Raw genomic sequence first — 10,491 nt, forward strand, 5'->3', positions numbered from 1 at the left:
ATAAAATTAATGCTAACTAATTCCACGAGAAGTAATTCGGAAAACGGCTTGCCGGCCTTCACCAATACTCCTATGGCGTTTTAAGGTTGCGATTCTCTGATTGGTCTCCTCACCACGTTCCAGTTGGATAATAACTTTACTCCAATATTGAAGAACCATTCCCCCAACAGCCCTAATATCATTATTACCTTCATCATCAAATGCAGTATAAACCTGATTAGTTACAATAACTGCAATATCATAACTTCTTGCAATTTTAGATAATATACCCATCTGTTTACCCAATTCCTTGTTTAATTTGGATGATTTCATATCATCAACACGATAAAGAGCAACTGCAGAATCCAAAATAAACACGTCAGTGTCGGCATGGTTTTTTCTAAGCCATAATTCAATAGCTCCTATGTTTTCACCCTGCTCCTGAAAGGAAGTCGGTTCGAAAACCATGATGTTATTAGCAACTTTAGAAAAGTCATTACCAGCAATTTGTTTAATCCTATCTATTGAAATTCCGCCTTCAGTATCAATGTAAATGGCTTTTTTTCCAGTTTTAGCCACAGTAACTGCCAGATATAGGGCCAAGTTACTTTTACCTGAACTTGGCGGACCAAATATCTGAGTAACTGTACCTTTTTCGAATCCTCCATTTAACAGGTTATCAATACTTGAATTTGTAGGAATTTTAAGATTATCCTCGAAATTAGCCAATACTTTCATAACAATACTTTTGTTTTACTAGGTTATATAATTGACATCAGAAAGTTACCAAATCTTTATAAGCGGATTTTAATCAATGCATTAAACACCCCCGAAAAGAGGTGAAAAAATAATGAAAAAGAAACTATTGATGTTATTCATATCAATTCTGGCAATCACATCATGCATTACATTAGCATCTGCAGAAAACAGTACAAATGATTTAATCGCTAATGAAAACAACATTGGCGAAGATGAAAGTAAAAGAATTGGTGAAAAAGTAAAATCTGAAGAAGACGGATTTTCAAATATCGCATTCAGTGATGGATACAATGGCTTTTGTATCAATTTAGCTCAAAAAGAAGCATATGCAGGACAGGAATTTGAAGTGAAAAACACTTCAGCAGCTGTTAACAATAGAAATGGTGAAAAAATAGGTAATTACTTGAAAATATTGGTTGTAGATTATTATGATTACACAATTGAAAATCCCAGATTAGCACAGGACATAATCTGGAAATTCTCAGATAATTATAATGAATGTAACCATACAATAGTCAAAGGAATTATAGAATTAGCCGAATCAGGTAGAATCATTCCAGACCATGGCGAAGAAAAAATAATCAACGAAACAACCAAAGTAAAATTTGATTTTGAAGTTCTAGACTCTGTAAATTGGGCAACACAGAATTTCTTTGGATATAAATTAACTTATTCAAATATCATTAATGAAGGAATTTTAGGAAATCCAAGTGAAGATAATGGAGATACTAATGAAAGTGAAATACCAGAAAACAACACAACACAAAACGAAACAATACCACAAAACAACACAACAACAGAAAATAAGCAGAATGAAACTTCAGAAGATAATTCTTCATTGATTAGCATTCCTATGGATAATTCAACTAAAGAAAATGCAACTACCATAATAGAAGAAAATCCGAAAGAAGAAGTTTCAGTTGAAAATAAAACTGGAAATCCTTTAGTTATGTTATTAATACTACTTGGAATAATAGGATTTTGCCCATTGAAAAGAGATTAATTCTCTTTTTATCTTCTTATAAATGTCGGTTGTGGTGTTGTCAAATCAATAATAGTTGATGCATTTTTAGAATCCAAAGGCCCCACATCAATTACCAAATCAACATCACAACCCAATTGGTCCAAAATTTCTTCAGGTGTTGACAATACATCTTCATCTGATAAATTAGCACTGGTTGTAGTGATTGGGAATAATGTTGCCAATTTGCATGCAATTTCATTTTTAGGCACCCTTACACCAACATGTTCCAAACCGCTTGTCACGACTCTCGGAACAACAGGAGATTTTTTTAGAATAAACGTGTAAGGTCCGGGCAAATATTTATCAATGGTATTTTTTTGGTAAATTGATATTTTAGAAACCAAATTAATTGCATCCGTATCTGAAACTAAAATAGACAATGGTTTTAATAAGTTTCTTTGCTTGATTTTAAAAACCTGACGAACCGCCTTATTATTGAAAATATTAGCGCCTAAACCATAGACAGTATCGGTTGGATACATAACAACCCCACCATTAGCTAATACATCTATAGCTTCATTAATTACTTTTTCATCAGGAACAGAATTATCTGTTTTTAATATTTTCATTTTAAATAACCTTTAATTTTTTAAATAATTATATATGATAATTTCTTCATATATTAAAGTATGCTTGAAAGTCTAAGACCCTTGTTAACTAAAATATTGAACCCTGTTGCTCGAAATTTAAATATTAATCCGAATATTGTGACTGTTATTTCACCGTTTATTGCTATTTTAGCAGCGTATGGATTTGCCAATCATTTATTGATTCTAGGATGCATTGCGATATTGCTTTCAGGATTTTTAGATGTAGTGGATGGTGCAGTTGCAAGATATCACAATAGAGCATCCAAATTCGGAGCATTTTTGGACTCAACAATGGACCGTTTTGCTGATGCAATCATTTATATTGGAATTATCTTTGGAGGATATTGCGATTGGTTTGTTGGGGTTTTAGCAATTCATTCAGCAATTACCGTCAGTTATGTTCGTGCAAGAGCGGAATCACAAGGAGTGGACTGTAGCATTGGAATAGCTGAAAGGGCTGTGCGTATGATTATTTTAATGATTGGGGCACTTATCGGATACTTTACTCAACCGATTTATTTCACATATGTAATCTATATTTTAGTAATCTTATCATACATTACTGTGGGACAGAGAATTAACCATGTAAGGAAGGCGTTAAAATGAGTGATTTGGAAAGTGCGGAAAAAATAGCTAAAGATATTAAAAAATTAGAAAGAAACTTAAACCAAGTATCACATATCGAATTTACCGGAAAAGAAAAAGAAGTTTATGATAGGGCAGTTGACTACTGGAATGATTCCAAATATTATCTTGAAAAGGAAGACATGAGAACTGCCTTTGGATGTATTGAATATTCCCATGGTTTGCTTGATGCTCTAAGAATTATCCATGATACAATCGATGATTACTAAAAAAATGATTTAATGGATGAAATTAGGAAGTTTATAAAATTCCAACCCAAATCATCAACGACACTTAATTCCAATTCATCTGATACATTCAACAAATTAAGATTTATCATTAAACGGTTATTTTTTGCATATGCCAATATATCAATGATATTATTGCTGGAATCAATAGGAGAAGTATTTTTAAAGCCCTGATTCATTGTAAAGAAGGAATATTTATTATTTACATTAACATAATAATCTTTATATTCCACTGAAACATCAGCATAATTATTCATTAAAGCATCGTCTGAAGACTTTAAAGACAATTCTGTAACTGGAGAGACAATGTTTACATTACCATTTGAAAATCCGGAAGAAGTGTTTGACTCCACATTACCTGCAAAAGAAATATTTTCATCAGAAACTAAGGAAATATCGTTATTTGGATTATCCTCAACAATTGTTTCATTATTCACATCATCTGCAGCACTTACGGAAGATAAGGAAAAAATCATCATGATTAAAAATATCCCCAATAAAGATAATTTAATGCTACTTATTTTCATATTTAATAGTATTATATTTCATGAATTAAATACTTTACAATCAAAATTAAAAAAAGAGAAGAATGTGGAGAATTATTCCACATCAATTTTGTTTTCAAGAAGAGAATCATCAGATGTGTTGACCAGTTGACCATCCAAAACTTCAATAATTCTATCCGCAAGTCTGGCCACATCCATATCATGAGTAACAATTATCAAAGTTACATTGTTGGATTTGTGCAAATCAATTAAAAGCTTAAGTATTTTATTACTTGTCTTTGAATCAAGTGATCCTGTCGGTTCATCAGCCAAGATAATGGAAGGATCATTGGCAAGTGCACGGGCAATAGCAACCCTCTGTCTTTCACCACCAGACAATTTGGATGGTTTTTGTGATGCCTTATCCTTAAGCCCAACCTGTTCAAGCAAACTTAAAGCCTTAGAACGCATTTCACTATTTGACAAGTTTGAAGTAAACATTGGGATTTCAATGTTTTCAACAACAGAAAGATTCGGAATCAGATTATGTAACTGAAATACAAATCCGATCTTTTTGGCTCTGAATTCATTCAATTTTTTATTGGACGTTAAATCATAACCTGCTACATTGATTGAACCGGAATCCGGTAAATCCAGTGCACCCAACATATTCAACAAAGTTGACTTTCCGGAACCTGAAGGTCCGATAATTGATACGAATTCACCTTCCCAAATAGTTAAATCAATTCCGTTTAAAGCTTTAATGTGGCCATTTTCATAAGATTTCATCAAATTATTAATTTCTACAACATTACTCATAATAACCACCTATTCATACCTCAATGCTTCAGTCGGAGGTAATTTAACTGCCTTGCTGGCAGGATACAATCCACCAATAATTCCTACAATAATGGCTATTATAAATGCCTGAACGAAAATGTCCGGAGTAAATACTGGACTTAATCCCATCATTGGAGCCAGAACGAGACATAAAACAACACCTATAACAGAACCTATAATGGCAGACACTATCGTAATAACCAGTGACTCTCCTACAATCATAGTCAATATTTTTCTGTTTGACCATCCCACAGCCTTTAAAACACCGATTTCACGAGTTCTTTCAAATACTGACATCAGCATCGTATTGATAATTCCTAAACCACCAACAACAATAGCTAAAAGGGAAATACCCCATGATGAAGCTCTAAGCATGTTAAGCATACTGCCCATCTGTTCCATTTCCATTACGGATGAAATTGTAGTGATATTGTCACCATACATTGAATCTATCCTGTCGGCTACAGTCTGAGCATCCTCACCCTTATTGACCTTGACATAGATATTTGAAATGCTGTCCTCATCGTCATTGATTTCAGCTACCTTTTTGATTGAAGTGAAAACTGCCCCTGCCATATTGGAATCTCCCGTTTCATAGATTCCGACAATATCGAAGTCCTCACCATCAATTTTTAAGGAATCTCCAACAGACAGATTATTGTCATCTGCATAAATTTTACCTAAAATTACTTCTGACGCATTATCCTTGAATAAACGGCCTTCAGTCATAGAAATGTCAGCCAGCTGCGTTCCATTCGGATCAATACCAATCAGTGTGTTCATATAGTCATCACCCACCGAAGTCAGAATAACATAAATAGGATACGCTTCCTCAACACCGCTGACATTCGCAATCTTATCAGTCCAATTGGCATCAATCGTATTGGTACCATATGCGGAATCCCCAGTTTCCTTTCCCGAAATTGAAAAGTCGGCACCTCCCGCATGAATAGTATCCTCAAAAGTTGATACCAAACCGTTTGTGATTCCACCAAGAGCAACAATGACTATAATTCCAATACAAATGCCTACAATGGAAAGTATAGCACTGTTCTTTCTCCTGAATGGGTTTTTAATAATAAACTTTAAAAATGACATAATATTAAATTATAAATTGAATATATAAATAACTTATTTAAACATGTATTAACATGCGAAAAATGAGGAATAAAATGCAACCTAAAGACGTTCTAATTGAAAACATCGAAAGTGTTCATACCACAGAAATGGGTATTGGAAGAATTTCCAAAAATCTGGAGATTAGTGGAGACGTTGTTGAATATTGTAAAAACAAAATTCTTAAAAATGAGTCCAAAGTTGAACGTAAAGGCAAAAATTACTATGTAGAAATTGATGATTGTGTGATAACAGTTAATGCGTCAAGTTATACAATAATAACAGCACATAAAAAATAAAATTAAAAAAAGTAGAGATTAGAAAATCTCTTTAAATTTAATCCATATCTTCGAATCTTTCTTCGAGTTTGGTCATTACACCAGGAAGGGAAGTATATTCCATTTCTTCAGCAGGTAATCTGTGAGGTTCGAATGGACCATGTCTTCTGATGTAAGTTGCGATTTTAGCAGCCTGTTCACGAGTAGGATCGAATGCAGGATCATCAAATAAGTCTACAGGACCTACTAATTCACCATTAGCTACTTGGAAACCTAAACCAACAACTCTAGGTGGTCCGTCAAATCTAATAGGATTTGCTTCTGCTTCTGATACAGGCATCATAGGACCATTGTGGGATCCTCTCATCCAACCACTTACCATGTGTGGGAATGCAAATGGATCTACACATTCACCGTTTGCAGGGAATCCGGATTGTGCTCTTACTACTGCTACCGGGTCGTCTTTACCAACGTATTCACCAGCCATTAAGTTTAATCTTTCAGTACTTATTGCAGCTGCGATTTCACCGTTTTTCTTCCATACTCTTTTAATAACATATCTTCCTGTGGAACCGATTAATGCGAGCAAGTCGTACATTTCTTCAGGACAGTCTAAGATAACCTTTCTGTGTTCGATTACATCGAATACTTCAAATTTGAATCCATCGTGTAAACTTGGGTCGATTACAAGACCTGCAGTGTTGAATGGATCTGCAAACATTCTAAAGATTGGTAAGTTGAATGCACCTGGTTCGGTTTTGTCACAGCAGAATACTAAAACAGGGTCAGATGGTCTTTCTTCAAATTCCATTTCTGCTACACCAGGACCCATACCTTTAATGTTACCTGAAAAAGTGTCAGATAATAAATCTTGACCTGCACCGTATAATTTTAATTCACGAGCTCTTTCAGTAGCTTTCATGAATGCATCATATGCGGTTTTGTGTACTTCTTCGTTTTCTTCCCCTTTGTCGTGAGTCATGATTAAATCTATGTCATCTCCACAACGGGAAACATAATAATCTTTTAAGATACCAGTTTCTAAAGCTTCGTTTAAAACTTCATCACAAATGTCCATTAATTCTGGGTGTGCAACACAGTGACCAGAAACACTTCCAATATCAGCTTTAATTACACTAACAGTTGTTTTCATTTTAAATACCTCAATAAAATTAAGTTTTTTTATAAACTTAAAAAATTAATTAAGCATATGATAATATTTTTGATTTGATTAGTATATAATTATTATGATTAATTTCTTATCAAAAAATGAATTTTAAAAAAAGAAGAAAAAAGGATTAAGTTATAACTTAAATCCTGTGCCGATAAACTGAACGATATCCCTTCCAGTGTCATCAATTACATCAACATTTATGATGGAAGAGCTCCTTCCGTTTTTCTTGCAGACGGCCTTGGCTATTAGCTTATTTCCCTTAGGTGCACTCAAATAATTAACGCTGACCTGTTGAGCCACAGTAGGGGAATGAATATTGTTAGACAATGCAGCAAATGCGAAATCTGCCAATGTGAACATGACACCACCCATTACGCCACCAACAGCATTCTTATGATTATCATTTAACTCCAAACTACATTCACAGTATTCATCATCCAATTTATCCAACTTTGCACCATTGTTTGTTGCGAATTTATCATTTTTAAAAAATTCTCTTGCTTCTTCAATAGAACTGAAAGTACCCATTTTTACACCCATTAAAGGATTTGATATTGATAATTATTAAAAATATCTATTTAATGCTGAAAAGTGAATAATACAAAATACAAACTATTTATTCCATAAATACAAAATCAATTAATATGAATATAGAAAATTACTTTAATGATTACAAAAAATATTTACTCATTTATATTATTTTTGTAATTGTATTTGTTTTTGCAATGTATAATGAGAAATTGTTTGCGGATTATCAATATAAAGTAATTTTTTTATCAATAGTGACAATTATTGGATTAACCTGCATATACTACTCATATGAAAACAAGATGGAGCTACATAAAATCGGACTGATTTTGATAATCATATTTGGATTGATGCTGGTATTTTTAGCTCCCCCAATGAGTTTTCCAGATGAAGCCACACATTTTACAAGAGCAGAATTGATGTCTGAAGGTAATTTATACCCCAACATGACAGAAAAAGGAGTCTATGTGAATGACTATTATTTTAACATGAATCAAGCGCAAAATGGTGCAACAATACTTAGTAACAATTTTGATAATCCCATCACTAATCATAAAGGGTATTGGGAATACACAACTGACAGCCCATTTTATTCATACATTTTATCTTCATTAGGAATATTATTGGCCAAATTATTAAATTTAACAGAAATATGGGCATTATATTTTGCTAGAATAGCTAATTTACTATTATATGGCATTGTTGCATTCTTCATGATTAGGACAATCCCCAAATTTAAACTGCCATTACTTATAATTGCCACAATGCCCCTCTGCTTATCACAGGCATCTTCCCCAAGCTATGATGCATTTATCTTAACATTTACTCTGATTTTCATAACATATTTCATCAAAATGTACTGCGGTGAAATTACTAAGAAAAATCTAGCAATATTTTTCACTTCAATCCTATTAATAAGCTTGATTAAGCCACCATATATCATTCTTGCTTTTTTAACATTAATATTACCATTTGAAGAAAGCAAAAATAAAAGATATAGCCTGATAATTGCAATATTGCTACTTATATTAACAATGATTAGCGTTAGTTCAATATTCGCATCTTTTATGTATGCTGCTCCAGTGTCAACTGTATCCCGTGCAGGACAGCTACAGTTTATAATCTCACAGCCACAAATACTAATTGATTTGGCTAAAAATATAATAGTTTCAATACCTGATTTATTGATAATGAAATCAAATTATTTCCATTATGCCGACTTTGAAGGATACAAGCTCTTCAATATATTGTATATCCTATCATTTTTAGTATTTTCATTATTTTACAAACTGGATGTGGATCTGGAAAAAAATAAAAGAATAATACTATCAATAATTTTCTTAATCATATATATTGGCATCTATGGAATCCTATACCTACAATGGACGCCAGTAGGTTCAAATGTAATATTAGGGGTTCAAACAAGATATTTCTTGCCAATAATATTTATGATTCCTTTGATAATCAATTTAAAAAATAAAAAAATAGAAAATAAGGACATGTATGTCCTCACATTTATAATAATATTCCTAACCGGATTGATGATGCTGCCAATAACTCATTATTATTAATATTCAATTGTTTTGAAAGCTTCATTAATGGCCTCATCCTGATTCATTGCTTCACATGCATCTTTAACTCTCTGTAAGTCTGCCTTTGTTTCAGGATATCTTGGAACTGCAGAGCATCCTCCATCATCAATCTTTGAAATTTCGAATGTTCCTATTTCTTCTGCAATTTTAGTGATTTCTATTTTATCCAATCCTATCAAAGGAGATAGAACCGGCATATCAACACCATATCTTGTTGCCAGAATATTGTTCAATGTCTGTGACGCTACCTGGCCGACACTGCTTCCGTCGACAATAGCCTGCGCACCCATTTCATTTGCAAGTTTTTCTGCAAGCTTATACATTCCTGATTTGCATAAAACACAGGTCATCTTTTCTGGCGCTTCCTCTTTAGCCTTTTGGAGGTATTCACCATATTTTACAACACGTTTTTTGATAGGTACTCCTGCAGCATATTTTTGAAGCTGGTTTATTATTTGGTCATTGAGCTCCATTGCTTTAGCGCTTGTAAACGGATCATTGTCACAGTATAAGGCAATGACCTCACAGCCTCTTTTCATCATCAGATAAGCTGCAACAGGGGAATCTATTCCGCTCGATATTAAACAGACAACTTTTCCCTGAGTTCCCAATGGCAATCCTCCAGGACCTGGAATCTTTTCATGATAAATGAATGTGTCATCATCCCTGACCTCAACAAAAATCGTCAGGTCAGGATTAGTCAAATCAACAGGAGCCAATATTCTTTTTCTGACAACTCCACCACAATATGCTGCCATTTCCTGTGAAGTGAAGTCATGGGTTCCCACGCGTCTGCATTTAATTGCAAATTTGGTATTCTCAGTAATGATACCCTCCTTAATCAATTCCTCAACATATCCCCCCAATGTTTTGTCAATGTCTTCAAAGTTACTGTAAGTGGAAATAGCCGGAGAATAAGATACTATACCGAATACTCTGTTTAAGTCAGCAACTGCTTTATCAAAGTCTTTAGGAAAAATATAGATTCTTCCCTGATTTCTGTCAACATCACAGTCAATTGCTGCTTTAATGTTTTTAACTAATTTTTTCTCAAAACGAGAACGTACTTTCGTACTTTTTAAACCTACTTCACCATATCTTGCAACGATTAAATCATATTTCATTTAAACATCTCACATTTTTTATTCCCTTAATCTAATGTGCCCGCTTTGAATTAAGAGTAATCTTGCTGAAGATAATAGTAATCCCTTCAATATTTGAACAGAATTAATCCAAATATTACTAAAATATAAC

The 10,491-nt window shown here is 33.4% G+C and carries 13 protein-coding genes; 5 read left to right on the plus strand and 8 right to left on the minus strand.

Going from position 1 to position 10,491, the window contains the following annotated elements:
* Window positions 1–12: 12 nt before the first annotated feature.
* Window positions 13–717 carry a DNA repair and recombination protein RadB gene (gene radB / locus IJQ68_RS02210; protein WP_292796390.1) on the minus strand — a complete coding sequence of 235 codons (705 nt, stop codon included), beginning with the start codon at window positions 715–717 and terminating at the stop codon, window positions 13–15.
* 112 nt (window positions 718–829) lie between these two features.
* On the opposite strand from radB, the gene IJQ68_RS02215 reads away from it, so the two are divergent.
* Window positions 830–1,741, plus strand: coding sequence for a hypothetical protein (locus tag IJQ68_RS02215; RefSeq protein WP_292796393.1), 912 nt, complete (start codon window positions 830–832; stop codon window positions 1,739–1,741).
* Window positions 1,742–1,749: 8 nt separating this feature from the next.
* Here the strand turns inward: IJQ68_RS02215 and IJQ68_RS02220 are convergent, their stop codons facing one another.
* A complete protein-coding gene (locus IJQ68_RS02220; RefSeq protein WP_292796396.1) occupies window positions 1,750–2,331 on the minus strand; it encodes an L-threonylcarbamoyladenylate synthase in 582 nt (193 codons plus the stop codon).
* Window positions 2,332–2,391: 60 nt separating this feature from the next.
* Between IJQ68_RS02220 and pgsA the strand changes: the two genes are divergently transcribed.
* Complete coding sequence (pgsA, locus tag IJQ68_RS02225; RefSeq protein WP_292796399.1) at window positions 2,392–2,958, plus strand: archaetidylinositol phosphate synthase; 567 nt, start codon at window positions 2,392–2,394, stop codon at window positions 2,956–2,958.
* The gene (locus tag IJQ68_RS02230) at window positions 2,955–3,206 is read left to right on the plus strand and encodes a DUF357 domain-containing protein (RefSeq protein ID WP_292796402.1); all 252 of its coding nucleotides are present in this window, start codon (window positions 2,955–2,957) and stop codon (window positions 3,204–3,206) included. The genes pgsA and IJQ68_RS02230 overlap by 4 nt, the downstream gene beginning before the upstream one ends.
* On the opposite strand, the gene IJQ68_RS02235 is transcribed toward IJQ68_RS02230, so the two are convergent.
* The 3 genes from IJQ68_RS02235 to IJQ68_RS02245 form a co-directional block, all read right to left on the minus strand.
* On the minus strand, window positions 3,203–3,703 hold the full coding sequence (locus tag IJQ68_RS02235) for a hypothetical protein (protein WP_292796405.1): 501 nt from the start codon (window positions 3,701–3,703) through the stop codon (window positions 3,203–3,205). The two genes, IJQ68_RS02230 and IJQ68_RS02235, sit on opposite strands and share 4 nt — an antisense overlap.
* Before the next feature lie 120 nt (window positions 3,704–3,823).
* Entirely contained in the window at window positions 3,824–4,528 is a 705-nt protein-coding gene (locus IJQ68_RS02240) for an ABC transporter ATP-binding protein (RefSeq protein ID WP_292796408.1), read from the minus strand.
* A gap of 9 nt (window positions 4,529–4,537) precedes the next feature.
* The gene (locus IJQ68_RS02245; protein WP_292796410.1) at window positions 4,538–5,647 is read right to left on the minus strand and encodes an ABC transporter permease; all 1,110 of its coding nucleotides are present in this window, start codon (window positions 5,645–5,647) and stop codon (window positions 4,538–4,540) included.
* 74 nt (window positions 5,648–5,721) lie between these two features.
* On the opposite strand from IJQ68_RS02245, the gene IJQ68_RS02250 reads away from it, so the two are divergent.
* On the plus strand, window positions 5,722–5,964 hold the full coding sequence (locus tag IJQ68_RS02250) for a DUF3781 domain-containing protein (RefSeq protein ID WP_292796412.1): 243 nt from the start codon (window positions 5,722–5,724) through the stop codon (window positions 5,962–5,964).
* Window positions 5,965–6,001: 37 nt separating this feature from the next.
* Here IJQ68_RS02250 and fbp read toward each other — a convergent pair whose 3' ends face one another.
* Together fbp and IJQ68_RS02260 are read right to left on the minus strand one after the other, a co-directional pair.
* Window positions 6,002–7,096 carry a fructose-1,6-bisphosphate aldolase/phosphatase gene (gene fbp / locus IJQ68_RS02255; protein WP_292796414.1) on the minus strand — a complete coding sequence of 365 codons (1,095 nt, stop codon included), beginning with the start codon at window positions 7,094–7,096 and terminating at the stop codon, window positions 6,002–6,004.
* Window positions 7,097–7,246: 150 nt separating this feature from the next.
* The gene (locus IJQ68_RS02260) at window positions 7,247–7,645 is read right to left on the minus strand and encodes a PaaI family thioesterase (RefSeq protein WP_292796416.1); all 399 of its coding nucleotides are present in this window, start codon (window positions 7,643–7,645) and stop codon (window positions 7,247–7,249) included.
* Window positions 7,646–7,761: 116 nt separating this feature from the next.
* Between IJQ68_RS02260 and IJQ68_RS02265 the strand changes: the two genes are divergently transcribed.
* On the plus strand, window positions 7,762–9,216 hold the full coding sequence (locus IJQ68_RS02265; protein WP_292796418.1) for a DUF2142 domain-containing protein: 1,455 nt from the start codon (window positions 7,762–7,764) through the stop codon (window positions 9,214–9,216).
* On the opposite strand, the gene thiI is transcribed toward IJQ68_RS02265, so the two are convergent.
* Window positions 9,213–10,361, minus strand: coding sequence for a tRNA uracil 4-sulfurtransferase ThiI (gene thiI / locus IJQ68_RS02270; protein WP_292796420.1), 1,149 nt, complete (start codon window positions 10,359–10,361; stop codon window positions 9,213–9,215). The two genes, IJQ68_RS02265 and thiI, sit on opposite strands and share 4 nt — an antisense overlap.
* Window positions 10,362–10,491: the final 130 nt, after the last annotated feature.

It is taken from the genome of Methanobrevibacter sp. (assembly GCF_017447225.1).
GTDB lineage: Archaea > Methanobacteriota > Methanobacteria > Methanobacteriales > Methanobacteriaceae > Methanocatella.